The sequence below is a fragment of the Pseudomonas protegens genome (assembly GCF_013407925.2).
Taxonomy (GTDB): domain Bacteria; phylum Pseudomonadota; class Gammaproteobacteria; order Pseudomonadales; family Pseudomonadaceae; genus Aquipseudomonas; species Aquipseudomonas fluorescens_AP.
This window is the reverse complement of the sequence record NZ_CP060201.1, coordinates 5824660-5849325: the sequence shown is the minus strand read 5'-3', so window position 1 is coordinate 5849325 and position 24666 is coordinate 5824660. Positions and strand designations below refer to the sequence as shown.

Genomic DNA, 24666 nt, shown 5'->3' with positions numbered 1-24666 from the left:
CCGCCATCGGCAGCCGGGCCGGCGGTGCCGGGGCATGCCCCGGTGCGCCGGTCTGAAGGCTCAGCCCCCCAGCAACGAGCGCACCATGGCGCTCAGGTCCTCGGGGGCATAAGGCTTGCTCAACAGGTGGGTATCCGGGCTGAGCTGATGATTGCGCGAGATCATGTCCCGGGTATGCCCCGAGGTGAACAGCACCGCGACCGGCGGCGCCTGGGTCCTGGCCCAGGTGGCCAGGTCGGTGCTCTTGATCTGCCCCGGCATCACCACGTCGGTGAAGATCAGGTCCACCGCAAGCCCCTGCGCCAGCAGTTGCATGGCGGCATCGCCGCTGGCCGCGGAGCACACCTGATAACCCTCGTGCCTGAGCATCTCCACCGCGGCGCTGCGCACATCGCTGTCGTCCTCCACCACCAGGATCCGTTCCTGGCCGGCGCTCGCCCGGGGCCCGGGGCCGACGGCCGGCGAGACGGGCGCAGCGATGCTGCGGGCAAAGTACATCTGCACCCTGGTGCCCTGCCCCGGGTGGCTGAGAATCTCGATATGTCCACCGCTCTGCTTGACGAAACCGAACACCATGCTCAGTCCCAGGCCAGTGCCCTGGCCGTCGGTCTTGGTGGTGAAGAACGGCTCGAAGGCCTGCTTGAGCACCTCGGCGGACATGCCGCCACCGCTGTCGGCCACCGTCAGCCGCAGGTACTGGCCGGGGCTCAGGTCCTTGCCGGCGCAGAACGTCTGATCCAGCAGCAGATGCTCGACGCTGATGCCGATGGTGCCCTCGCCGGCCATGGCATCCCGGGCGTTGATCGCCAGGTTGAGCACGGCATTTTCCAGCTGGTGGCGATCCACATGGATGCACCAGGGCTCGGCGGGCAGTTGTACCTGCAGGCGAATGGTTTCCCCCAGGGCCCGCTGCAACAGGTCAGCCAGCCCCCGATCCAGCTCCCGGGGATCGTACAGCGCCGGTGACAGCGGCTGGCGCCGGGCGAAGGCCAGCAACTGGGCCGACAGCTTGGCCCCCCGCTCCACCGCCGTCAGCGCGGCACGGGTGCGGCGCTGCACATTGCCGTTGTCCGGCTCGTGCCGGGCCAGCAGGTGCAGGTTGCCGGCGATCACCTGCAACAGGTTGTTGAAGTCATGGGCCACACCGCCGGTAAGGCCGCCGATGGCTTCGAGCTTCTGCGACTGGCGCAACTGCTCTTCGGCGGCCAGACGGGCGTTGACCTCCTCCAGTACCCGCTGTTCGAGACTGCGCGCCATCTGCCGCAGGTTGTCCTCGGCGGCCTGCCGGCGCTGTTCGGAAATCACATGGGCGGTGGTTTCCACGACGATGGCGATCACCCCGGCCGGCGCCTGGTTGTCGCCGGCCACCGGGCTGTAATAGAGGTCCAGCCAGACGTTTTCCGGCTCGCCGTTGCGCAGCAGCACCAGCTCCTTGTTGCGATAGGACAAGGTGCCGCCACTGAGGCAGGTGCTCATCACCCCGCGATTGAATTCGGCCACTTCCGGCCACCCCAGCTCCACCGCACAGCCCAGCAGATAGGGGTGGCGGCCGCCGGCAAACACCGCGTAGGCATCGTTGTAGATCATGTAGCCCAGAGGGCCCCAGAGCATCACCATCGGCACCGGCGAGCCGAGCATCAGCTGCACCGTGCTGCGCAGGCTGTGGCTCCAGTTGCGCAATGAACCCAGGCTGGTGACGGACCAGTCGAAGGCCCGGATGCGTTCGGCCATCTCGCCTTTCCACCCTTGGCACCCGTGATGATCTGATAAGAACGGCATGAACGGACTCTGCGAAAAACGTGATACAGCATGGATTTTCAAGAGGTTGCAGCACAGCCTCCAGAGCCTTTGAGCACAGCCGCTGCCGATGGTTTCACGGAAATGGCCGCCGCCTCGTTCAGCCGCCCCGGGGCGGACCGCAAAGCACAGGATAGGCGATGCCGTCCGGTCCGGGAGGACGCCCGCAGGCGCCCTCCGAGCACAGGCGGATTGCCCGCCCGCCAGGACCTCAGTCGGTGCCGTACTTCGGTGAGCGCGGACCGTACAGCAAGCCGGTGCGTTGCCCGGCCGACAGCAGGCGCTGGCTGGTGATGCCGGCGATCGGGTGTCCGGCGTCGGTGCTGGTGTTGATGATCTGCTTTACCGCGGCGGTGATCAGCATGCCCACCAGGCCACCGTTGTTGCCATTGTTGCCCTCCTCGCTGGAAGCCCGGGCGCTGCCGGTCCACAGGGTGGTGCCGGTCTTGAGATCGACCAGGGTGGCGCTGGCGGTGACCACCGTCTCGCTGCTGATCAGCATGTAGCTGGTGCCGTATTCCTTGACCGTGATGTACAGCCCGGCGTCGGCGCCGAAGATCTGGTTGAGCTTGGCCGGCGACAGGCCGTGGATGTCCGCCGGGTTGGTCAGGCCGTTGTGGCGGAAGGTTTCATCCACCACGGCAATCGGCATCACGTAGTAACCGGCTTCGGCCAGGGGAAAGGTCACCTGGGACAGCATGCTGTAGGTGGCCTTGACGTCCGGCGACTCATTGAGCGGCGGCAACACCAGGATCGACTTCGGCCGGGCCTGCTTGTAGGCCGAGTAGTCCACGGTCTTGGGCGCGGCGCAGCCCACCAGCAGGCTGACGCTCAACAGGCCCAGGAGGTTGCGCAAGGTGGTGAAGTTCATTTAGCGGCTCCCTGCTTGGCGTTCTTCAACAGAAAGTCCATGTACGAGGCGGACTCGGGGAACAGCGCCTTCTCGGTATTGAACTGCTGCACCATCTGGTCATCCTTGCCCAGGCCCGCATAGAGCATGCCCAGGTGGGCGTGGTAACCCGGCGGCACCGCCTTGCCGGTGGACTTGATCTTCTGCAGGTCGCGCTCCAGCGCCTCGACCTGGGCCTCGCGGGCTTCCTCGCCCTTGAAGTATTCGTAGGTCTGGGCCTGGTAGGTTTCCCACTGGTACAGCGTCTTCGGCCCGCTGCAACCGGCCAGCAACACGCAGCCCAGCAAAGCGCCGGCCAGCAGTGGCCGCGCGGTGATTGTCTTGAACATGCTTACTTCTCCCTGTCAGCAGTGTTGATCAGCGGCCGGGTTTCCAGGCCCCGGTATCGATGGCTTCGACCATGCGGTTGACCGCCTCGCGCATGGCCAGGTCCAGGACCTTGCCGTTGAGGGTCGAATCGTAGGAAGCGGTGCCGCCAAAGCCGATCACTTCACGGTTGGACAGCGCGTACTCGCCGGCGCCCTGGGTCGAATAGACCACTTCGGAAGTGCTGATATTGACGATGTTCAGCGCCACCTTGGCGTAGGCCACCTGGGTCTTGCCGCGGCCGAGAATGCCGAACAGCTGATGGTCGCCGGTTTCCTTGCGACCGAACTCGGTGACGTCGCCGGTGACCACGAAATCCGCGCCCTTGAGCTTCTGTGCCTGGCCCTTGAGCGCCGCTTCCTGCTGGATCTCGCCCATGTTGTCGCGGTCCAGCACGTTGAAACGGTTGGTCTGCTGCAGGTGGGTGATGAGGATGGTCTTGGCCTGGCCGCCGAGGCGGTCGACGCCGTCGGAGAAGATCCCGCGCATGTAGCTGGACCGGTTATCGAACTTGCCCACCGCCATCGGCACCCGGGCCCCGGTCCACGCCTGACTGGCGCTCTGGACCTTTTCCACCGGCAAGGCGCGGGAGCTTTCGGTGGCACAACCGCTCATGCCCGCCAGCACGGCCAGTGCTGCAGCGGACAACATCAACTTCGAGATCACTCTCACTCTAGGTTCCTTTTTGAGTATCCATTCGGGTGCACCGTGTAGATGCACTTTCGCCCTGCCGTAAGTCTCTGGCCCCAGTCTGTGCGGGCTCGAAAAGCATCGGTGGGACGTTCTGAAACTTGATGCAGGGGGCATCATCGGCGGCGATTATGCCAAAGCGCCATCATGCCGAAAAGGAATAAAAAACCTTGGCGCCAGCGCATTGACTGCTTGATTCCCCGGCCCGCCCGAGCACGTCGGGCAAGTGCCTGATCCCTCAGCGAAAATCCCGGCTGCGCACGCTGATGCCATCCAGCAACGGGCTCAGATCCGTCAGGCGCCCGGCAATCAGGTGGCGCACTTCGCCCTCGGCTTCCAGGGTGCCGTCGACCTTGAGCAACTGCGACCCCACCAGCACCCGGCGCTGGCGTTCGGCCAGGTCGCGCCAGACCACCACATTGACGTTGCCGAACTCGTCTTCCAGGGTGACAAAGGTCACCCCACTGGCAGTGCCCGGACGCTGGCGTCCGGTGACCAGCCCGGCCACGCTCACCGAACGCCCGTGCTCCACCGCCAGCAACTCGCGGGAACTGCGGCAGCGCCGGGCCTTGAGCTGCGCCCGCAGCAGCGCCAGGGGATGGGGCCCCAGGGTGGTGCCGAGGCTGTGGTAATCGGCCTGCAGGTCTTCGCCGACGCTGGGCCGGGGCAGGTTCACCGGGGCCTCTTGCTGGCGTGGCAGATCGGCGAACAGCCCCAGTTGCTTCTCCACCCCGGCCACTTCCCAGCGCGCCCGGTAGCGATCCCCGGCCAGCGCCCGCAGAGCGCCGGCATCCGCCAGCAGCTCCTGGGCCCGGAGATCCAGCCGGGCGCGCTCGCCCAGGTCGGCGATATCGACAAAGGCCCGTTGCCGGCGGGCACGCTCGATGCGCCGGGCATCGTCCTCGCGAAAGCCCTTGATCATGCGCAGCCCCAGGCGCAAGGCCGGCTGCCCGCACAGGCCCCGTTCAGGGTCCAGGCTGCAGTCCCAGTCACTGGCGCTCACATCCACCGGCAAAATCTGCAAACCGTGGCGCCGAGCGTCCTGGAGGATCTGGTCCGGACTGTAGAAACCCATCGGCCAGCTGTTGATCAGGGCGCAGGCGAAGGCCGCCGGTTCGTGGCACTTGAGCCAGCAACTGGCGTAGGTCAGCAAGGCAAAACTGGCGGCATGGGATTCGGGAAAGCCGTAGCTGCCAAAGCCCTTGATCTGCTCGAAGATCTGCGCCGCGAACTCGTCGCTGTAGCCGTTCTTGCGCATGCCTTTGCGCAGCCGTTCGCGGTGCGGCTCCAGGCCGCCATGGCGCTTCCAGGCGGCCATGGAACGGCGCAACTGGTCGGCCTCGCCCGGGGTGTAGTCGGCAGCGACAATGGCGATCTGCATCACCTGCTCCTGAAACAGCGGCACGCCCAGAGTTCGCTTGAGCACCGCTTCCAACTTCGGCGACGGATAAGTCTCCGGCTCTTCACGGTTACGCCGACGCAGGTAGGGATGCACCATGCCGCCCTGGATCGGCCCGGGGCGGACGATGGCCACCTCGATCACCAGGTCATAGAAGTTCTGCGGCTTGAGCCGGGGCAGCATCGACATCTGCGCCCGGGACTCGATCTGGAACACGCCGATGGTGTCGGCGCGGCCGATCATTTCGTAGGTGGCGGGATCTTCGGGCGGAATGCTGGCGAGGCTGTAGCGCTGGCCGCGGTAACCGTGGATCAGGTCGAAGCAACGACGGATGGCGCTGAGCATGCCCAGGGCGAGGATGTCCACCTTGAGCAGGCCGACCATGTCCAGGTCGTCCTTGTCCCACTGGATCACCGTGCGCTCGGCCATGGTCGCGTTCTCCACCGGCACCAGGTGGTCCAGGGGCTGCTCGGAAATCACGAAGCCGCCGGGGTGCTGGGACAGGTGCCGGGGAAAGCCGATCAACTGCCCGGTCAGGCTCAAGACCCGGCGCAGCACCGGGCTCTCGGGGTCGAAGCCAGCCTCCTGCAGGCGCTCGACGCTGGGTGGCGTATCGCTCCAACGACCGCAGCAGTCGGCCAGGGCGTTGACCTGATCCGGCGGCAGGCCCAGGGCCTTGGCCACATCGCGCACCGCCCCGGCGCCGTGGTAGGTGCTGACCACCGCGGTCAGCGCCGCGCGGTGTCGGCCGTAACGCTGGAACACGTACTGCAGCACCTCTTCGCGGCGCTCGTGTTCGAAGTCGACGTCGATGTCCGGCGGCTCGTTGCGTTCGCGCGACAAAAAGCGCTCGAACAGCAGGGTCGAGCGGTCCGGGTCGATCTCGGTGATGCCGAGGGCAAAACACACCACCGAGTTGGCCGCCGAACCCCGGCCCTGGCAGAGGATGTGCTGGCGCCGGGCAAAATCGACGATGTCGTGCACGGTGAGGAAGTAACTCTCGTAGCCCAGGTCGCTGATCAACGTCAGCTCATGCTCGATCTGTTGCAGCACCTCGGCCCGGGCCCCGTTCGGCCAGCGCCGCAGAATGCCGCGCTGGGTCAGCACCCGCAGCCAGGACCCGGCGTCATGGCCCTCGGGCACCAGCTCCCGGGGGTATTGGTAGCGCAACTGGCCGAGATCGAAAGCGCAGCGCCCGGCGATGGCCAGCGACTCCTCGAGCAGGGCTGGCGGGTACAGGCCTTGCAGCACCGCGATCGGCCGCAGGTGACGCTCGCCGTTGGCGAACAGGCGCTGCCCGGCCTCGGCCACCGGCAGGTGATGGCGGATCGCGGTCATGGTGTCCTGCAGCGCCCGGCGCCCGCGCACATGCATGTGCACATCACCACAGGCCACGGCTGGCAGCCCCAGTTGCCGGGCCAGGGCCTGTTGCTGTTGCAGGCGCCGGGCATCGTCCTGGCCGCAATGCAGCTCCAGCGCCAGCCACAGGCGCTCGGGGAATATCTGGCGCAGCCAGTGGCCGTGCTCCGGCGCCAGGCCATCGTCCGCCAGCCACAGGGCCAGCAGCCCCGGCAAGGGTTCGGCGAAGTCCTCGCGCAGCAGGCGATAGCTGCCCTTCTCGGCCCGGCGCCGGGCCCGGGTGATCAACCGGCACAGGCCCTGGTAACCCGCCAGGTCTTCCACCAGCAGCACCAGGCGCGGGCCGTCCTCGACCTGCATTTCACTGCCGACGATCAGCTTCAGGCCGCTGTCGCGAGAGGCCTGCCAGGCGCGGACGATGCCCGCCAGGGTGCATTCGTCGGTGATCGCCAGGGCCTGGTAGCCCAGGGCCGCAGCGCGCTGGAACAATTCGGCGGCACTGGAGGCGCCGCGCTGGAAACTGAAGTTGGACAGGCAGTGCAGCTCGGCGTAGGCGCTCATGCGAACCAGCCTTGCAGGAGCAAGGGCCCGGGCTCGCCGACCTGACGATAGGCCCAGCCCTGCTGGCCGGCCGCAGTTTCGATCAGGTAGTAGTCGCGGCGCACATCGGCGCCGTCCCACCAGCCGGACTCGATGCGCTCCGGGCCCATGAGAACCCGCACGCTGCCTTCGTTCAGGGCCTGGGGTTCAGTGAACAGCCAGCAGGGACGACGCAAGCCAGGGTTGGCCGGACACGGTTGCGAATCGCTCTGCGCCTGCCAACTGCGCTCCGGGCGATGATCGGCGCGATGCCCCAGGCCCTGCACGGCGTCATCCCCCAGGCGTGCCCGCAGGCGTTCGCGCAACTGTTCCCAGGGCAGGTTCTGCTGCGGGCGCTCGTCGAACAGTTCCGTGTGCCGGGGCACGAACAGCGGCAGGTCCTCGGCCACCAGCCGCAGGTTGCGCACCGGCGCCGGCACCTGGATCTGCTCCAGGCGCCCGCGGGCCAGTTCGAACAGCATCGCCGGGTCGCGCTCGGCGCTGAGCAGCCCCACCGGGATCAGGGTGTCGGCGCCTTCGGCATGCTCCAGGTGCAGGGCGAAACGCTGCACCCCGCTGTCGCGGCCACAGAGAAAGGCCGCCAGGTCGGCGGTCAGGCGGCGCAGGGGAAACAGCAGCGCCTGATGGGACAGCACATCGAAATTCAGCTCGATGCGCAGGTCGAAGCGGTCTGGCGGCTGGTAAAAGGCCAGCCCCAGCGGGCGCTCGCCGAGCAGAGTGTCCAGGTGCTTGAGCAAGCGGCCGTCAAAACGCCGGGCCAGACTGGACCGGGGCAGCTCGCGCAGTTGCTGGAAGCTGCGCACCCCCATGCGCGACAGGGCCGTGGCCTGCTCCGGGGCCAGCCCCAGGCGTTCGATGGGCATGGCCCCCAGGGCCTGGACCAGGGCCGCGCAGTCGGCCACCGCCAAGCCGTCATAGGCATTGGCCAGGACCCGGGCCGCCGCCGGATTGGGCGCGGCGACGATCCGATGGCGAAAGCCCAGGGCCTGCAACTCCCGGCGCAGGCGCGCTTCCAACTGCGGCCAGGGGCCGAACAGGCCCAGGCTGGATTCGATCTCCAGCACCAGGGTACGGGGGTAGGCGACGCTGACCTGGGAGCTGAAACCGTAGGCCCAGGCGGCGAGAAACTGCTGCCAGTGCTCGATCTGCCGGGGGTCATATTCGGCGCTGGCAAAGGCCTTGGTCAGGGCCTGGGCGGCGGTCAGCGATTGCCCCGGGCGCAGGCCCAGCTCGCGGGCGGCGCCGTTCACCGCCTGGATCACCCGGCGCTGCGGGCTGCCACTGAGCAGCGCCAGCGGCGCCTCGGGTTCGGCGCGCTGACGCAGCACGGCGTCCAGCGCCAATTGCGGGAACAGAATGCACACCCAACGCATGCCAACCTCAGTGCCCGGCGGGCCAGGCAATAGGCGCCGGATGGGCCAGCCCGCCCCGGCACTTGAGCACCCGCAACTGCACGGGGCGGCCCTGCACGCTGATCCTCAGGGCCGCCGGCGACGGGTTGTGCGCGGCGTCCAGGGGCCGGTAGGCGAAGGCCAGGGTCTGGCCGCTTTCCGCCGCCACCTGCAGGCGCCGCAAGGCGCGGTCGTCGACCTGCCGCGGCCAGCACAGCACCGCGCCGCAACTGCCGGAACGCAGGCACTGCTCGGCGGCCCACAGGGCATCGCGCTCGCCGGCCTGGATGATCGACAACTGGCGCACATCCACCCCGGCGTTCTGCCAGGCCTGGGGATAGGGCACGAACGGTGGCGCCACCAGCACGATGCGCTCCCCCGCCGCGCTCAGCCGCGCCAGGCTCGGCCACAGCAACTGCAGCTCGCCCAGGCCCTGGGCGGCGATGAGGATTTCCGTCAGCGCCGCCTCCGGCCAGCCGCCGGTGGGCAGCACCGCATCCAGGGCGGCATGCCCCGTCGGCTGCAAGCTGGCCGGCGCCGCCGCGGGGCGGCCTTTCCATACCCGTCCGCCATTGAACAGGGTATCCAGTGCGACCACGGCGCCCATCAGCCTGGCCTCACCAGACCGCAGAACACACCTTCGATAAACAGTTCGTGGTCGTCCGTAACCTCGATCGGCTGGTAGGCCGGGTTGCGCGGCAACAGGCGAATGCCCTGCCCCTTGCGCTCGAAACGCTTGATGGTCACCTCGCCGTCGAGGCGGGCGATCACCGTCTGGCCGTTGCGCACCTCGCTGCTGCGGCGCACCGCCACCAGATCGCCGTCGAGAATGCCGTCATCGATCATCGAGTCACCCTGGACCCGCAGCAGGTAATCCGGAGTGCGGGAGAACATCCCCGGGTCCAGCCACAACTGGCCGTGGATTTCTGCATCGACGCCAATCGGCGCACCGGCGGCCACCCGCCCCAGCACCGGGATCTCCAGCAGCTCCGGGCGCCGCGGCTGATTGAGCAGGCGAATGCCCCGGGCCTGATGCGGGTTGACCTCGATAAACCCGGCCTCGGTCAACGCCAGCACATGCTTGCGCGCCACGCTGCGCGAGGCGAAACCAAAAGCCTCGCTGATTTCAGCGAGGCTCGGGGGCTGGCCGTGATCGGCGATGCGTTCGCGGATAAAGGTCAGGATGGCACTGCGGCGGGGGGATAAAGTCGTCATGGAGTACATTTGTACTCCTCTCGGATTTATCTGACAAGAACCGCCAATCAGTCCTGCCAGGAAACCAGCGTAGAAGTCGATGAACGCCCTCAGCCACCGGTCGTCAAGCGCCCTTCAAGGCTGAATCCGGCCGCCAACTGGCATAATATGCCAACGCCCTTCCTCACACGCCCAGCCCAGGAGCACGGCATGCCAACGCGAAACGTTGTCCTCACCGCCCACCAAGAGCAGCTCATCAACAACCTGGTCAAATCCGGTCGCTATCAGAACGCCAGCGAGGTCATGCGCGAAGGTTTGCGCCTGCTGGAACAACGGGTTGCCGAGGACGCGGCGAAAGTCGAGGCATTGCGCCAAGCCACTGCGATCGGTATCGCGGACCTGCAACAAGGACGCTTCAGCCAGGTGCGGGAAGAAAACCTGCAGCAATACCTGGATGAGCTGGGACTGGAAGCGGTCGCCACGGTTCAAGAGAAACACTGAGATGGTCCAGTACCGGATCTCCAATGCAGCCCGAACCGACATCGTCGACGCACTGCGGTTTTCCCAAAGGCACTTTGGCGAAGCGGCCCGGGTCCGCTATCAGGCCTTGATCCTGCGAGCCCTGCACGATCTCGCCAGCAACCCACAGCACGTTGGCAGCCACGAGCGTGACGACATCGCACCGGGCCTTCGCAGCTACCACCTGTTCCATTCCCGCCAACACTCCCGGCCCCCTCAAGCCCAGGTTAAGAAACCACGACATGTCCTGTTTTATCGAGTGATCGATGAGAGCCTGATCGAAGTGGTCAGGTTGCTGCATGACGCCATGGACGTTCAGTTGCACCTGCCTGCCCAATGATCGCCCCCCCGCAGGAGCCGGCTTGCCGGCGAAGCAGCCCGAAAGGCAAGCGCCCCGGGATCAGCCGCGCCGCAGGATCCGGTCCATCACCCAGTCGGTCTTCAGGGCTTCGCTGGCCAGGGCCGGGTGCCGGGCCTGGCCGCGGATATGGGCGTTCATGCCCTGCACGTGATGCCACTGGATGTGCTCGGGGTGTTCGATGAACAGGCTCAGGGGCTCTTGGGCTTCAAGTTGCAGCGGATGCTCGTCGAACACGGAAAAGCCGATGCGCCCCTGGCTGCCGATGATTTCCACTCGGTCCACCCGGCGGTCGGCGACGAAGTTCCAGGCGCCGCTGCCCAGGGCCCCGCAGGCGAAGCGCCAGCTGGCGCTGACCGCGTCCTCGGCGGCATACAGCCCGGCCTGGCGGGTGCTGATGCCGGCCACTTCGACGATATCGCCCAGCAGGTACTGGAACAGGTCCAGGCCATGGCTGGCCAGGTCGGCGAAATAACCGCCACCGGCAATCCGTGGGTCGGTCCGCCAGTTGGCCGCGCCGCTGCGGTCGGCCTCGGAGGCGGCCTTGCTCAAGCTCCAGTGCAGGTGCCGGACCTCGCCGATGCGCCCGTCCGCCAGCCATTGCCGCACCTTGGCAAAGCGCGGCAGGGAACGCCGGTAGTAGGCCACGAACAGGTGCAGCCCGGCCCGCTCGAAGGCCTGCTGCATGGCCAGGCTTTGCCCGGCATGCAGGGCCATGGGCTTTTCCACGCAGCAATGCTTGCCGGCAGCGGCCACTTGCAGGCTGTAGGCGTAATGGCTGTCGGGGGGCGTGGCGATGTACACCGCGTCCACCTCGGGATCGTCGATCAGGGCCTGGGCATCGGTGTAGCTGCGGACAATGCCGTGGCGCTGCGCGTAATCGCGCACCGCCTCGGCGCGGCGGCCCATCACCGCCACCAGCGCCGACCCCGGAACCTTGTAGAAGGCCGGGCCGCTCTTGCGCTCGGTAACGCTGCCGCACCCGATCATGCCCCAGCGCACGGTGCGCAGCGGCGCGGCCCCGGTGTTCATTTCGCCGCTTGCAGCGCGCGCAGGTCGAGCTGGCCGTTGTGCAGCGGCGGGCACCAGTAGTAGCCACCGGTAATTGGCCGGCTCATGCGGTACAGGCCGTCGACGATGCCGTCTTCCAGGCCGCTCATGCGCCGCAGTTGGACTTCGAAGGCGTTCAGGCTGTGACCGAAGGCGAGGAACATCAGGCCGCCGTTCTCACCTTCGATCCACGGCATCGAGCGACGCACCATGAAGGCCTCCGGGGTGAAGCTTTCCTGGGCGGTACGCTTGACGTGGGCCGACTCCGGGGCATCGTCCAGTTCTTCGTTGTCGCTCAGGCGCCGGCCGATGATGTGGTCGCGCTCTTGCTGGTGCATCGCGGCAAAGCCCTTGAAGTCGTGCTGCCACTGCTGGATCGCGGCAAAGCTGCCACCGCGCAGGCCGTCTTCACCCTCGGCCAGTGCGGCGGCCGCGGCGGCTTCATCCTGGGGGTTTTCGGTGCCGTCTTCGTAACCGGTCAGGTCGTGGCCGGTCTTGTGGCGGAAGGTTTCGTTCATGCCGACCAGGCGCAAGGCCGGGGCCAGGGCCGCTGCCAGTTCGTTGCCGCGGTGCAGCAGTTCGCCGCGATCATCACCGTGCAGCCAGACCCACAGCGCGTGCTGGGTCGACGGGTTGTCGACGCCGACGCCGGTCAGCGCCGGGAACGCCTTGAGCCCTTGCACCCGGGCGCCCAGGGCCTTGACCAGGGAAGCGCCAAAGCCTGCCACCGCCGTTGCGCCATCCACCCGTGCCAGCAACTGGTCGAGGGCCTGGGGCAACGCCTCGATGGATTCGAGGGCAAAGAACAGGTGACGGGCCTGGGACGGAACGGGTGCAGCGAGGATGCCGGGCTGGTAGTAACTCATGGGAACTCCTGAATAAAGGCGGGGAGTTTACCGCTGTGCGAGGCAGGCGTCAGTGCCGTTGCGCAACGCAGCGGCAGCGGACGCGAACAGCGCAGGTCCTGCCTGCGCCAAGGGACCACCCGGCCCGCCTGGGAAGCGCGCCCCGGCGCTGGCGGGCAACGCCGGAGCGCCCCTACTGGATCCGATAGTGAAAGGTGTTGCGCACCGCCGGCACCGTCACCGCCCGGCCGTCGATCAGCCGTGGCTGATAGCGGAAGGTCGCCACCGCCGCCAGGGACGGGCGCATGAACAGCGGATGGCAACCGTCGATGACCTTGGGGTTCTCCACCCGGCCCTGGGGGTTGACGCTGTATTCCACGGTGCAGTCGCCTTCCAGGTGCTTGTCCAGGGCCCGCTGCGGGTAGTCCGGAGCCTCCTTGCTCAAGGGCTGGTACTGGCGGCTGTCGGCGGCGGCCTGGGCCGCCTGCTGGCGCCCGCGCTCGGCGGCCAGCCGCGCCTGTTCGGCGCGCTGGGCCTGGGCTTGCTCCTGGGCCAGGCGTTGCTCGGTATCGCGCTGGCGCTGCTCGGCGTCCAGGCGCTCGCGCTGCTGGCGCTGCAGCTCTTGCAGCTGCTCACGTTTCTTGTCTTCCACCCGCTTGCGCGCCAGGGCCGCCTGTTCCAGCTTCTGCGCCTGCGCCTGGGGATCCACCCGGGGCTTGGGAGGCTCCAGCGCAGCCGCGGGCGGTGCTGCGGGCGCTGGTGGCGCCGCTGGTGCCACTTCGGCCAGTGCTGGCAGCGGTTCCGCGGGGGCGGCAGGCGGCGCCAGCATCACCAGTTGAGTGGTCAGTACCGCCGGCGTCTCGACCTGCGGCTTGTCCACCGACCAGCCCAGCACCAGCGTCGCCAGCACCCCGGCGTGCAGGGCCAGGGCCAGGGTCGCCGCCAGGCTGTTGCGCCAGAAGCCGGATGCCTCGGGCCGCAGGGGCATCGCGGTGGATTTGTGCATGATCATCGCCGTCATTGCGGGGCCTCGGTCACCAACCCCAGGTTGTGCACCCCGCCCTGCTGCAACGCGGCCATGGCCGCCACCACGCTGGAATAGGCGGCGTCCTGGTCGGCGCGGATGTACACCTGGGTGTCGCCGCGCTGGGCAATCACCTGGGCCACCTTGGCGCGCATCTGCTCCAGGTCCACGGCGCTGTCGGTGTGGTTTCGGGTGTCCAGTTCGCTGCCCAGGTTCCAGTAATAGCCGCCGCCGGCCTGCACCGACAGGGTGAGGATCTGCTGGCGGCTGTCGGTGGCCAGGGCTTCGCTGGCGACCTTGGGCAATTCGATCTTCACCCCCTGGGTGAGCATCGGCGCGGTGACCATGAAGATCACCAGCAGCACCAGCATCACGTCGATGTAGGGCACCACGTTCATTTCCGCCTTGGGTCCGTGCTTGCGTTGCGGCCGGGTCAACATCGGCTTGCTCCTTCTCTCAGGCGGCCACGGCCAGGTGGCTCGGGGTGCCCTGCAAGGTGCGATGCAGGCGTACTTGCAGTTCATTGCCAAAGGCGTAGTAGCGGGTCAGCAGGGTCTGGCTGCGGGCCGAAAAACGGTTGTAGGCAATCACCGCGGGAATGGCCGCGAACAGGCCGATGGCGGTGGCGATCAGCGCCTCGGCAATGCCCGGGGCTACGGTGGAAAGGGTCGCCTGCTGCACCTGGGACAGGCCGAGGAAGGAATTCATGATCCCCCACACGGTGCCGAACAGGCCGATATAGGGGCTTACCGAACCCACCGTGGCGAGAAACTGCAGGCCCTGTTCCAGACGGGTTTCCTGCTCGCTGATGGCCACGTACAAGGCCCGTTCCACGCCCTCCAGCACGCCCTCGCCGGCACTGCCGGGCTGGCCGCGCAGGTGGCTGAACTCCTGGTAGCCGGCGACAAAGATCGGCTCCACGCCGCCTTCGCCATCGGTCTGCGGGGCCACTTCGCGGTACAGCGGCAGCAGTTCGGGCGCGGCGCGAAAGCGCTGGATGAAAGCATTGCAGCGGCGCTCACAGCCGCGCAGCACGGCGCCACGCTGGATGATCAGGTACCAGCTGAGCAAGGACGCCAGGAGCAAGGTCAGCATCACCGCCTTGACCAATAGGCTGGCATCGCTGATCAGCCCCCAGATGCTCATGTGTTCGAGTGTGGCCTGCATGGTGGAACTCCTTCTCGGGTGCCCGCCTGGGCTGGCGGGGCTATTCGATGACATTCAAATGACCGGGTGATGACCGCCGGCTCAGGGCAGCTTCAGAGCCTGGGTGACCTCGGCCCAGGGCACGAACTTGAAGTTCTGGGTCTGCTCGGGCATGCGCTTGCGCCCGTCCTGGACCACCAGCAGGCCCTGGCTCCAGGGCCCGCCGAGGTTGGCCGAGGTGACTTCCAGGCCGTCGGTTTCCGAGGCGCCGTCGATCCCCGCCCGGGCATTCAGGCTGACCCGGAAGGCGCCGTGGGAAGCGAACGGCGGCTCGGCATCCAGCACCAGGTAGCTGTCGTTGCCCTGGCTGGAAATCACCAGGTAGTCGCGGGCGTTGCTCTGGTATAGGGCCAGGCCCTCGACATCGGCCTGCAACAGGCCGCCGACCTTGATCACGCTGTGCAGGGTCGCCGGCTGCTCGGGGCGGGCGTCCAGGGCCCAGACGCCAACGTCCTCTTCCCCGAGGAACAGGCGCTGGCGCTGGTCATCGGCGACGCAACCTTCGGGCTGGCTGGCCACCTTGAACTGGCGCACCAGCTCGCCCTGGGCGCTGCCGGACGGCGCGCTCAGGCGGTACTGGACGAAGGTGCCGTCCTTGTCGTTGGCAATCGCATAGATCTCGCCGCTGGCCGGCTGGAACAGGCACAGGCCGTAGATGGCCTTGAGCGGCGTGGGGATCTCCCCGGCCTCGCGCAGCTCGCCGCTGGTGCGGTCGATGGCGAACAGGCTGAGGCTGTTGCGGTCGCGGTTGCTGGCCACGGCCAGGTCCACGGTCTGCTGGCCCAGCTTGAAGTTGGGGCGCACGTCGACGTTGTTCAGCCGACCCACCGCCAGCTCCTGCAACAGCTTGCCCTGCAGGTCGTAGGCCAGCAGGCCCTGCTTCTTGTTGGTGCCCAGCACCCGGCTCAGGGACGGCTGCTGCGGATGCACCCAGATCGCCGGGTCATCGGCGGCATCGCCCTGGCGCCCCACCGGTTCGCTCTGCACCGCCGCCTGCACCGTGGGCAATACCGGCGGCAGGGCCAGCGGGGTGGCCTGCCAGTTCAACTGGCCCTGGTACAGGCGCCCGTCTTCATCGTCACGCAGCAGCACTTGCAGGCCCTTGGCGCTGGCACGCAGGGCGATGTTTTCCGGTTCCTTGAGGCCGGCCAGGGGCAGCGTGGCCTGGGCCAGCCAGCCTTGTTCCTGCTGCTGATAGAGGTGCAGTTGCGCGGCTTTCGGATCCAGGCCCAGCACCCCACCCGGCACCAGGGCCATGGCCCCGGCGCTCTTCTTGATGTCGCCGAAGGGCGCGCGCAGGGCCACCGGCTGGCGCGCGGTGTCGGCTTCGGCATGGGCCGGGTAGGCCCACCAGCCAACATTCTGCTCATTGACCAGCAGTTGCTGGGCGGCGTCGTCGACCTGGCAGAACTTGGCCTCCGGCGGCAGCGGCAGGCCGCGCACCCGCTGCGGCTCGGCGCTCAGTTGCGCGCCGTGGCCCACCAGCCACTGCTCGCCCTTGCCCTCCTCGCCCACCAGGAACAGGAACAGGTTGCTGGCCTCGTCGCGGTACAGGCACAGGCCGTTGACCGGGTAGTCCCGAGTGGGCAGGTACAGCGGCTGGCCCCAGGTGCGGCTGGCCGGGTCGAGGCTCAGCAGCAGCGCCTGCTGGCGCTGGTTGTCGAGGCTGGCCACCAGCAGTTGCTGGCCAGCGGCGCGGCTGTCCAGGCCGTTGAACGAGCCCTTGAAGCGGGCCAGCTGGCGGCCCTGATCATCCACCAGCAACAGGCCTTCGCGCTCGCTGGCCAGCAGCCGGTCGGCGCCTGTGCCGACGGGCACAAAACCCAGGCCGGTAACGCCCGGGGTCTGCTCGGCCCAGGGCTTGAGGGTCAGGCCCGGCACGCTGGGGGCCGCCAGGGCGGCGCCACAGGTCAAGCCAATGCACAGGGCCAGCAGGCGGTTTCTTGCGGTCGATACAGTGCTCATCACAATCCTTGGAGGTGCAGTCGGGCAAGGGCCCGGGACTTAAAAATGGGTGAAGGTCAGGCCGAGCTTGTAGGTCGGGCCGTATTCCTCGTACTGGGCGTTGTAGGAGCGGTTGCCGGTGTAGACGAAGTACGGCTGGTCGGTGAGGTTCTGCGCCTCGAAGCTCAGTTGCAGGTTTTTGCTCAGGGAATACTTGGCGCTGAAGTCGACGAAGGTCTGGGCATCCACGTGCAGGTCGTGGGCCTTGTCGCTGATGGAGGCCAGCTCATAGAGGTAGGCCGACTTGTAGTTGGCCGACAGGCGCAGGCTGAGCTTGTCGTTCTCCCAGCCGAGCATCAGGTTGCCCACGGTGTCCGACTGGTTGGGCAGGTCGATGTCGCGCTTGCGGTTGACCCCGGCCTTCTGGTCGAAGCCCTCGATGCTCGCGCTGGAGCGGCTGAAGGTGCTGTTGGCGCCCAGCAGCAGGCCGTTCCACGGCGCCGGCAGCCAATCGAATTTCTGCGAATAGGCCAGCTCCAGGCCATACAGCTTGGCGCTGTCGCCGTTGGCGAAGGTGTGCGCCTCGGAGAACCCGCTCCAGGCGCCGGTGCCGGCCAGGTCGGTGTTGTAGACGAAGTTCTGGATGTCCTTGTAGAACACGAAGGCCGAGACCGTGCCGGCGCGGCCCATGTAGTGCTCGATGCCCAGGTCCAGGTTGCTCGACTCCAGGGGCTTGAGGTCGGGGTTGCCGAAGGTCGCCTCGTCGCCGTCGATGACAAAGCCCGGGGCCAGCTGGCCGAAGGTCGGGCGCACCACGCTCTTGGTCCAGGCCGCGCGGACCTGGGTGTTCTTGTCCAGCTGGTAGCGCGCGTGCAGCCCCGGCAGCCAGTGCTGGTAGCGGCGTTGGGTGTCGGTGGCGGTGAAGGCGCCGTCGGTGACCCCGGTGCCCTTGGCCTCGAACTCGGTGCCCTCGTAGCGCAGGCCGGCGATGAAGCGCCAGTCGTCGATGTCCAGGGTGTTCATGAAGTAGCCGGCGTTGATGTCTTCGCGGATCTTGAAGTCGTTGACCCGGGATTCTTCCTCGTCGTAGAAGGCCGCCGGATTCAGGCCGCCGATCAACTGCTTGATGGCGCTGCCGCTGATGCCCGGGCCGAAGCGGCCGAGGGAATAGTCCACGCTGCCCTTCTGGAACTGCCCGAGGTTGAGCTGCTGGTCGGTAAAGCCCAGGGTGTCGAAGTCCTTGTAGACCCAAGCTTCCAGGTCGTTGTCCTTGTTGCGCCGGCTGACTTTGCCGCCGAACTTGAACTGCGCGGCGTAGCCACTCAGGTCATAGTCCCGGGCCAGGTCCAGGCGCAGGTTCTTCTCGGTGTCGGTGGTCTTCTGCTGTTCCCAGTCGACCTTGTCCAGGGTGAAGTTGGCCGGGTCATAGAAACCGGCGCCGATCACCGGGCGCGGCTTGCCGTTGTCGTAGAAGCCGCTGTCGGAAAAATCGCTGTTGCCCTTGAAGGTGGCCCCGGCGATATGCGCCGGGCTGTCTTCGCTGGAGCGGCTGTAGCCGGTCTGGCCGCTGAGGGTCCACAGGCCCAGCTGGCGCTCGCCGCCGAACACGTAGGACTGGATCTCCTGGGTTTCCTCGCGCTGCTTGAGCTTGCGCTTGGCCTCGGCGTCGCCGCGCTCGCCGGCGGCCAGGGGGTCGGCGAACTCGATGCTGGTGGAGTTGCGCGTCTCGCTGTCCTTGTAGCGGCTGTACAGGGTGCGCAGGTAGTAGCTGCTGCTGTCGTCGGGCTTGTAGTCGAAGTTCAGGCCGCCGCCGGCACGCTCGCGGCTGATGGCGTAGTCGCGCTGCTCGAATTCCTGCAGCTTGGCGCCTTGTTCGAAGTCCCAGGCGCCGCCGGTCTCGACGTTGTCGGAGCCGAAATCGCGCTTCTGCCAGCTCAGGGCCGCGGCCACGCCGAAGTTGTCGATGCCGTCGCCGAGGCTGAAGCGGTTGCTCGCCGCGCCGGAGAATTTCGGGCTGGTCTGGCGAGTGTTCTGGTCGTAGCTGGCCTCGCTGCTGCCGCTGTAGAACAGGCCCTTGTGGTCGAAGGCCGAGAGGCTTTTCACATCCACGGTGCCGCCCAGGGAGTTGGCGTCCATGTCCGGGGTCAGGGTCTTGATCACCGACAGCGACTGCACCAGCTCCGAGGGCAGCACATCCAGGGCCACGGCGCGGCGCGCGCTTTCCGGCGAGGGCACCAGGGTGCCGTTGATGGTCACGCTGTTGAGGTCCGGGCCCAGGCCGCGGACGCTGACAAAGCGCCCTTCGCCCTGGTCGCGCTCGATGCTGATGCCCGGCAGGCGCTGCGCCGCTTCGGCGGCGTTCTGGTCCGGCAACTGGGCCACGCCGTCGGCGTGCACCACGCTCTGGATACTGTCCGAACGCCGCTGCTCCTTGAGCGCCTGATCGATGCTGGCCGCCTGCCCCACCACTTGCACGTGCTCGGTGGCGGCCGTTTCGGCGGCGCTCAAGCGTTCACTGGCGATGGCCATGGCCAGCGCGGTCAAGGTAAAGCTGACAAGCCCGGGACTGCTGCGCTTGTACATGAGGTTCCTCCCCAAGAGTCCGCCAACGCCGGGCAAGGGGCCCGGCAACTGGGAGGGCACGCTAGGGTTGGCGAATGACGGTTCTGTGACAGGCCTGGGCGACCACAGGCGAAAACGCCCCATTCCCCGGGTAGCGCCCCGACAAATGAGCTGAATTGACCCCCGCAGGAGCGGGCCGGCCCGCGAAAGCCATCCCCCGCCGGGTGCAGGTCTTGCGGGCCCCTTCGCCGGCAAGCCGGCTCCTACACATCCGTGGCGCCCCCGCCGCACCGTAGGAGCGGGCTTGCCCGCGAAGAGGCCCTCGAGGCGGCCCCATCCAGCAAAAAAAAACGCCTGAACCCTGAGCTGATTCGACCCCTCGACGGTTTTTTCCGCTGTCACCCCACCGTCACAAACATCTGCTGTGCTGGCGCCCTCTCACACTTGGCAAAAGGATCGCGGCCATGTTCTGCGTGCTCAAACCCCACCGCTGGAAACTCGCCGCGCTGTTGCTGGCGGCCAATGCCGGGCTGTTGCTGCACCTGGCCTGCGGCAGCCTGAAATCGGTCAGCGAGTGGCAATGGCTGGACATCATCGGCGAGGGCGGTTCGGCGCTGCTGGCCCTGGTCTGGTTGGGGCTGGTGCTCAAGAGCCGCCCCGCCGGCCGGGTCACCAACTACCTGGCCCTGGGCCTGAGCTGCATTTTCTTTTCCTGGTGGATCGACAGCCTCGACGAGTTCATTCGCCTGCCCGCCAGCATCACCTGGGACCATTGGCTGGAGTCCGGGCCGATGCCCATCGGCATGATCCTGCTGACCATCGGCATCTACCACTGGCACCGCGAACAGCTGGCCATCAGCGCGCAGATGGAAAAGAAGGAACGGCTGTTTCGCGAGCACCGGCAGTTCGACAAGCTCACGCCGCTGGCCGGCGCCGACTACCTCAAGCGCGAGCTGGCCGCCAGCCTGGAAGACAGTCGCCGCCAACAACAGCCGCTGTCGTTGCTGGCCCTGGACCTGGACCATTTCGCCGCGATCAACCAGAACTACGGCCACGCCGAAGGCGATGCGGTGCTGCAGGCCCTGAGCCATGTGCTGCTGCTCAACCTGCGGCGCCAGGACCTGCTGTGCCGGCTGGCCGGCGACCGCTTCGTGGTGCTGTTGCCCAACACCGGCGAGAGCCAGGCCCGGCTGCTGGCCCTGGAGCTGCAACAGGCGGTGCAGGGCCTGGCACACAAGACCCGGCAACACGGCGAGCGCCTGTACCTGGCGGCCAGCACCGCAGTGGTGATGGCCCTGGAGGAAACCCCCGAGGGCCTGCTCAAGCGCCTCAATCTGGCCCTGGCCCGGGCCAAGCAGCCCCTGGCGAAAACCGCCTGAGGCGCCGTCATGACCGTCAAGACCCATTGGTACGAAGCCGATACGCGGTTTATCCCCGGGCACTATCAACCGGCATCTCTGATCGACCTGGCGTTGTCCCGGGACATCGACAGCCACCGCCTGCTGCGCGGCACCGGGCTGTTCCACGAGGACATCCTGGCCGGGCAGACCCGCCTCAGCCCACAGCAGTTCCTGGCGCTGATCGGCAACAGCCGGCGCCTGCTGGACGCCGACGACAGCAGCTTCCTGTTCGGCCAGCGCCTGCTGCCCGGGCATTACGGCGCCGCCAGCCACGCCCTGCGGCACGCGCAGAACCTGCAGCAGGCCCTGGACGTCCTGGTGCAGCAGCAGGCCCTGCTCAGCCCCTTGCTCAGCCCGCGCCTGGTGCTGGACGAGCAGCACGCCTACTGCTACTGGCTGGACAGCTGCGGCGCCGGCGAGCACGGGCGCTTCCTGCTGGAGGCCAGCATGACCGCCCTGGTGGCCATGAGTCAGTGGCTGGCCGGCCAGCGCCTGCCCTGGGAATGCAGCTTCAGCCATGCCGAACCACGCTATGTCGAGCAGTACTGGGTGCACCTGGGGGAACAGACCCAGTTCCGGCGGCCCCTGGACCTGATGCGCATCCCAAGGCAATACCTGACCCGGCCCTGGCCCGGGGCCTCGGCCACCGCCGGCCAGGTGGCGCGCCTGGAGGCCGGCGAACACCTGCGCCAGCTGGGCTTTTCCTGCAGCTTTCTCGATGCCCTGGAGCGCTATCTGCAAGCCAACGTGCGACAGGCGCCGAGCCTGGAACAGACCGCCCAGGCCTTCGCCATGAGCCCGGCGACCCTCAAGCGCAAGTTGAGCAAGCACCACAGCGGCTACCAGCAACAGGTGGACCGGGTGCGCAAGCAGGTGGCGCTGTACCTGTACCAGATCAGGGGCTGGAGCAACGAGGCGGTCGCCGAGTACCTGAACTTCAATGATCCGGCCAATTTCCGCCGTTCCTTCAAGCGCTGGACCGGCAGCACCCCAAGCCTGATCCGGCAGTTGCTGGGCAGCAGCTGAAACGTTTAATCTCGATCCGTGACCGCCTGCGCGCCGACCGCAGAAACTGCTGAAGGCGCGGCCCATTCAGGCGTATAAACCTGGGAGCGATGGCGCCACTGTCATCCGCGCCGGAGCCATTTCCAACACGGGGTAGAGTCATGACCACAGCCAATGTCCTCACCAACCTGTTTCCCGCTGCCGCCGACATCCCCGAAGCCTATCGCCTGCCCGAACCGGTGGAGCAGCGCGACTACCTGGTGGACGGTGAACTGCGCACCTGGAACGGCCCCCTGGCCCAGGTCCGCAGCCCGATCTACCTGAGCGGCGCCGACGGCGACCGGCAAGTGATCCTCGGCAGCACGCCGCTGCTGGACGCCGACACCGCCCTCAGCGCCCTGGACGCCGCGGTGCGCGCCTACGACCGTGGCCAGGGCGCCTGGCCAACGATGCGCGTGGCCGAGCGCATCCAGCACGTGGAAGCCTTCCTGGCGCGCATGCGCGAGCAGCGCACGGCGGTGGTCAGGCTGCTGATGTGGGAAATCGGCAAGAACCTCAAGGACTCGGAAAAAGAGTTCGACCGCACCTGCGACTACATCGTCGACACCATCGGCGCGCTCAAGGAACTGGACCGGCGCTCCAGCCGCTTCGAACTGGAGCAGGACACCCTCGGCCAGATCCGCCGCGTGCCCCTGGGCGTGGCCCTGTGCATGGGCCCCTACAACTACCCGCTGAACGAGACCTTCACCACCCTGATCCCGGCGCTGATCATGGGCAACACCGTGGTGTTCAAGCCGGCCAAGCTCGGCGTGCTGCTGATCCGGCCATTGCTGGAAGCCTTCCGCGACAGCTTCCCGGCCGGGGTGATCAACGTCATCTACGGCAGCGGCCGCGAGACCGTCAGCGCGCTGATGGCCAGCGGCAAGATCGACATCTTCGCCTTCATCGGCACCAACAAGGCCGCCAGCGACCTGAAGAAACTCCACCCCAAGCCCCACCGCCTGCGCGCGGCCCTGGGCCTGGACGCGAAGAACCCGGGGATCGTGCTGCCCGATGCCGACCTGGACAACGCGGTCAGCGAGGCCGTCACCGGCGCGCTGTCGTTCAACGGCCAGCGCTGCACCGCGCTGAAGATCCTGTTCGTCCACGAAGCCGTGGTCGAGCGCTTCATCGAGCAGTTCAACGCCAAGCTGCAAACCCTCAAGCCGGGCATGCCCTGGGAGCCGGGGGTGGCCCTGACGCCGCTGCCGGAAAACACCAAGGTCGATTACCTGCACGCCCTGGTGGCCGATGCCCAGGCCCACGACGCCCAGGTGGTGAACCCCCATGGCGGCGAGTCGCGGGCGTCGTTCTTCTACCCGGCGCTGCTGTACCCGGTGACCCCGCAGATGCGCGTCTACCACGAGGAGCAGTTCGGCCCGGTGGTGCCGATCGTGCCCTACCGCGACCTGGACACGGTGATCGACTACGTCCTGGAATCGGACTTCGGCCAGCAACTGAGCCTGTTCGGCAGCGACCCGGCGGTGATCGGCCGGCTGGTGGACACCTTCGCCAACCAGGTCGGGCGGATCAACATCAACGCCCAGTGCCAGCGCGGCCCGGACACCTTCCCCTTCAACGGTCGCAAGAACTCCGCCGAGGGCACGCTGTCGGTGCATGATGCGTTGCGCACTTTCTCGATCCGCACCCTGGTGGCGACCAAGTTCCAGGAGCGCAACAAACAGCTGATCAGTGACATCATCCGCAACCGTGACTCCAGCTTCCTGACCACCGACTACATTTTCTGAAGCGCCTGGCCGGGGCTCGCCACGCGGCGCGTCCCGGCCACTGATTCAGCCACTCAATCCGCGATTGGAGAAACCGGTCTGGGCCCGTTCAATTTCCTGCCAAGCCTCACCCTGCCGCCCTTGCTGCGGCGCCTGCTGCGTCCCGTGCTGGACCCGTACCGGCGCTACCGTCACGCCCGGCTGATCCACGCGGTGCGGGTCGCCCTCGGCCTGATCGCCACCATCCTCCTGACCACCGGCCTCAACCTGCCCCACGGCGAGTGGGCCTCGGTGACCATGCTGGTGGTGATCGGCGGCCTGCAGCACCACGGCAACATCGGCAAGAAAGCCGCCGAGCGGGCCATCGGCACCCTGGTGGGCGCCGGGGTCGGCCTGGTGCTGGTGGTGCAGCAGGCGTACTTCGGCCAGCCCTGGCTGACCTACCTGGGGATGTCGGCGGTGTGCGGCTACTTTTCCTATCACGCCATCGGCAAGGGCGGCTACACCGCGCTGCTGGCGGCGATCACCGTGTTCATCGTCGCCGGCCACGGCGACAACCAGGTCAGCGACGGCCTGTGGCGCGCGGTGGACATCCTCATCGGGATTGCCCTGGCCCTGGCGTTTTCCTTCGCCATTCCGCTGTACGCGGTGTACTCCTGGCGCTACACCCTGGCCAGCGCCCTGCGCGACTGCGCCCAGCTCTACGGGCGGATCGTCCAGGGTCAGTCGGTGACCGACGACGAACACCTCAAGCTCCTGGGCCGGGTCAACGCCGCCATGCTGCAACTGCGCTCGCTGATGCCGTCGGTGTCCAAGGAAGTGCGCATCTCCATGACCGAACTGGACGCCATCCAGCGCAACCTGCGGATGTGCATCAGCACCCTGGAGATCCTCGGCAACACCCGCCCCGACGCCAGCGACCCGCAGGCCATGGCGCAGATGCAACGGCTGCTCAAGGCCGAGCACCGGCAGATCCGCGTGCAACTGATCGGCATGGCCCGGGCCCTGCAATCGGGGGTCACCCAGCGCCTGGAAAAAGCCCTGGAAGGCCGCGCCGAAAACGCCCTGGAAGCGCCGGTGTATTCGGCCCTGGACGGTTACCGGCTGCTGACCCGGCAACTGGCCGCGACCCTGGGCGAGATGCGCCAGCGCCTGGGCAAGAGCGCCCGGCACTGGAAGATCTAGGCGGCGCACGCAACACTGACCAGCCCCTGGTGCCAATAAGCCGGGTCAATCAGCCTTTCAACACTTGCGATTGGACGCGTTCGAAAGACCATGCGA

21 protein-coding genes are annotated in these 24666 nt (G+C 67.3%); 6 read left to right on the top strand and 15 right to left on the bottom strand.

Translation table 11 applies throughout. From position 1 onward, the window contains the following. Positions 1-60: 60 nt before the first annotated feature. From GGI48_RS27095 to lexA, 8 genes are all read right to left on the bottom strand, one after another. A complete protein-coding gene (locus GGI48_RS27095; protein ID WP_179600915.1) occupies positions 61-1779 on the bottom strand; it encodes an ATP-binding protein in 1719 nt (572 codons plus the stop codon). Positions 1780-2008: 229 nt separating this feature from the next. Further along, on the bottom strand, positions 2009-2668 hold the full coding sequence (locus GGI48_RS27090; protein ID WP_047305052.1) for a DUF799 domain-containing protein: 660 nt from the start codon (positions 2666-2668) through the stop codon (positions 2009-2011). Continuing rightward, complete coding sequence (locus GGI48_RS27085; RefSeq protein WP_179600913.1) at positions 2665-3036, bottom strand: DUF4810 domain-containing protein; 372 nt, start codon at positions 3034-3036, stop codon at positions 2665-2667. The genes GGI48_RS27090 and GGI48_RS27085 overlap by 4 nt, the downstream gene beginning before the upstream one ends. Positions 3037-3064: 28 nt before the next feature. Continuing rightward, positions 3065-3724 carry a CsgG/HfaB family protein gene (locus GGI48_RS27080; protein ID WP_179602146.1) on the bottom strand — a complete coding sequence of 220 codons (660 nt, stop codon included), beginning with the start codon at positions 3722-3724 and terminating at the stop codon, positions 3065-3067. Between the two features lie 277 nt (positions 3725-4001). Then, positions 4002-7082 (bottom strand): error-prone DNA polymerase, encoded by a 3081-nt coding sequence (locus GGI48_RS27075; protein WP_179600911.1) that lies wholly within the window; start codon positions 7080-7082, stop codon positions 4002-4004. Continuing rightward, positions 7079-8494, bottom strand: coding sequence for a DNA polymerase Y family protein (locus tag GGI48_RS27070; protein ID WP_179600909.1), 1416 nt, complete (start codon positions 8492-8494; stop codon positions 7079-7081). Before GGI48_RS27070 ends, GGI48_RS27075 begins: the two co-directional genes overlap by 4 nt. Before the next feature lie 7 nt (positions 8495-8501). Then, a complete protein-coding gene (gene imuA / locus GGI48_RS27065) occupies positions 8502-9119 on the bottom strand; it encodes a translesion DNA synthesis-associated protein ImuA (RefSeq protein ID WP_179600907.1) in 618 nt (205 codons plus the stop codon). Next, positions 9119-9736 carry a transcriptional repressor LexA gene (lexA, locus tag GGI48_RS27060; RefSeq protein WP_102881589.1) on the bottom strand — a complete coding sequence of 206 codons (618 nt, stop codon included), beginning with the start codon at positions 9734-9736 and terminating at the stop codon, positions 9119-9121. The genes imuA and lexA overlap by 1 nt, the downstream gene beginning before the upstream one ends. 180 nt (positions 9737-9916) lie before the next feature. Between lexA and GGI48_RS27055 the strand changes: the two genes are divergently transcribed. Beyond that, complete coding sequence (locus GGI48_RS27055; RefSeq protein ID WP_179600905.1) at positions 9917-10207, top strand: type II toxin-antitoxin system ParD family antitoxin; 291 nt, start codon at positions 9917-9919, stop codon at positions 10205-10207. A gap of 1 nt (position 10208) precedes the next feature. Then, positions 10209-10565, top strand: a complete 357-nt coding sequence (locus GGI48_RS27050; protein ID WP_047305058.1) for a type II toxin-antitoxin system RelE/ParE family toxin — start codon at positions 10209-10211, stop codon at positions 10563-10565. Between the two features lie 60 nt (positions 10566-10625). Here GGI48_RS27050 and GGI48_RS27045 read toward each other — a convergent pair whose 3' ends face one another. The 7 genes from GGI48_RS27045 to GGI48_RS27015 form a co-directional block, all read right to left on the bottom strand. After that, on the bottom strand, positions 10626-11594 hold the full coding sequence (locus GGI48_RS27045; protein WP_179602144.1) for a Gfo/Idh/MocA family protein: 969 nt from the start codon (positions 11592-11594) through the stop codon (positions 10626-10628). A gap of 17 nt (positions 11595-11611) precedes the next feature. Then, positions 11612-12499, bottom strand: coding sequence for a Dyp-type peroxidase (locus GGI48_RS27040; RefSeq protein WP_016965817.1), 888 nt, complete (start codon positions 12497-12499; stop codon positions 11612-11614). 172 nt (positions 12500-12671) lie between these two features. Continuing rightward, positions 12672-13499 (bottom strand): energy transducer TonB, encoded by an 828-nt coding sequence (locus GGI48_RS27035; protein WP_179600903.1) that lies wholly within the window; start codon positions 13497-13499, stop codon positions 12672-12674. Continuing rightward, positions 13496-13942 carry a protein TolR gene (gene tolR, locus GGI48_RS27030; protein ID WP_047287795.1) on the bottom strand — a complete coding sequence of 149 codons (447 nt, stop codon included), beginning with the start codon at positions 13940-13942 and terminating at the stop codon, positions 13496-13498. Before tolR ends, GGI48_RS27035 begins: the two co-directional genes overlap by 4 nt. 16 nt (positions 13943-13958) lie before the next feature. Then, on the bottom strand, positions 13959-14669 hold the full coding sequence (gene tolQ, locus GGI48_RS27025; protein ID WP_179600901.1) for a protein TolQ: 711 nt from the start codon (positions 14667-14669) through the stop codon (positions 13959-13961). Positions 14670-14750: 81 nt separating this feature from the next. Continuing rightward, positions 14751-16673 (bottom strand): phytase, encoded by a 1923-nt coding sequence (locus tag GGI48_RS27020; RefSeq protein ID WP_179600899.1) that lies wholly within the window; start codon positions 16671-16673, stop codon positions 14751-14753. Positions 16674-16712: 39 nt separating this feature from the next. Then, a complete protein-coding gene (locus tag GGI48_RS27015; RefSeq protein ID WP_016963363.1) occupies positions 16713-19235 on the bottom strand; it encodes a TonB-dependent receptor in 2523 nt (840 codons plus the stop codon). 443 nt (positions 19236-19678) lie between these two features. On the opposite strand from GGI48_RS27015, the gene GGI48_RS27010 reads away from it, so the two are divergent. The 4 genes from GGI48_RS27010 to GGI48_RS26995 all read left to right on the top strand — a co-directional run bounded on the left by GGI48_RS27010 (position 19679) and on the right by GGI48_RS26995 (position 24570). After that, on the top strand, positions 19679-20593 hold the full coding sequence (locus GGI48_RS27010; protein ID WP_047305065.1) for a GGDEF domain-containing protein: 915 nt from the start codon (positions 19679-19681) through the stop codon (positions 20591-20593). A gap of 9 nt (positions 20594-20602) precedes the next feature. Then, positions 20603-21640, top strand: a complete 1038-nt coding sequence (locus GGI48_RS27005; protein ID WP_016963361.1) for an AraC family transcriptional regulator — start codon at positions 20603-20605, stop codon at positions 21638-21640. 140 nt (positions 21641-21780) lie between these two features. Then, positions 21781-23406, top strand: coding sequence for an NADP-dependent glyceraldehyde-3-phosphate dehydrogenase (locus tag GGI48_RS27000; RefSeq protein WP_179600897.1), 1626 nt, complete (start codon positions 21781-21783; stop codon positions 23404-23406). A gap of 120 nt (positions 23407-23526) precedes the next feature. After that, complete coding sequence (locus tag GGI48_RS26995; RefSeq protein ID WP_047305068.1) at positions 23527-24570, top strand: FUSC family protein; 1044 nt, start codon at positions 23527-23529, stop codon at positions 24568-24570. Positions 24571-24666 lie beyond the last annotated feature (96 nt).